The 704-nt window shown below is 61.5% G+C and carries 1 protein-coding gene; it reads right to left on the reverse strand.

What is annotated here, in order from left to right; all coding sequences use genetic code 11:
• Positions 1-109: 109 nt before the first annotated feature.
• A complete protein-coding gene (locus VG556_RS22325; protein ID WP_423180047.1) occupies positions 110-442 on the reverse strand; it encodes a hypothetical protein in 333 nt (110 codons plus the stop codon).
• Positions 443-704 lie beyond the last annotated feature (262 nt).

The following is a 704-nucleotide window of genomic DNA, read 5'->3' on the forward strand; positions in this document are numbered from 1 at the left end:
GGGCTGGTCTGCGGAACTGCGCCATACGGCGCTCGGATACGGTGCTGCGTCGGTGGTCAGCAAGCGCTGTGGTCCGTGCGAGCTGCCACGGCCGTGCGTGATGCTGGACTCATTGCCGTGTGGATCGACTGCTGGAAGACGCCAGAAGGATGAGCAGCACATAGCAGGCCAACGCCCCCAGGGCCAGGCCCATGGCCTCGAGTTCCCAGTTCCTGCGGTACGGCGAAGGCCCGATAAAGGCCCAGATCAGCAGGAGCGCCCCAATCACGAGCATGGTCTTGTTGGCTGCTGAGATGAGCTTGGCTGCAGAGGGATACCCTAGATTGGGGTCGAACCGGCCGAGCATCCAGCCGAGGCTCTTGAAGTAGTCACGTGCAAGAAAGAACAGGAAGACAAACACCCCCATGAGCACGCTCGCCAGCAGCTGATAGTGCGGTTCCATGGCAGCCTCTTGAGGGGATCTTGCGTTTCCACGCGTGGACGCGCCGCAGCTTAGCCGGATTTACATGAGGAGTGCATCCGTTGGCCGGAAGCGGACGTCAGGGCAATAGTCGAACATGGCTCGACTTTACAGAGGCGCAGCCTGCGGTCAGACCTGCACATGCACCACATGGCTGATGCCACGATGGAACATCTTGGCGTACGGGCAGACGCGTTCAGTGTTGCGCACCAGTTCGCCGGCCAGGTTCGCATCCATGCCGGGA

Source organism: Stenotrophomonas sp. CASM106, from assembly GCF_049384825.1.
GTDB classification, from domain to species: Bacteria; Pseudomonadota; Gammaproteobacteria; order Xanthomonadales; family Xanthomonadaceae; genus Stenotrophomonas; species Stenotrophomonas muris.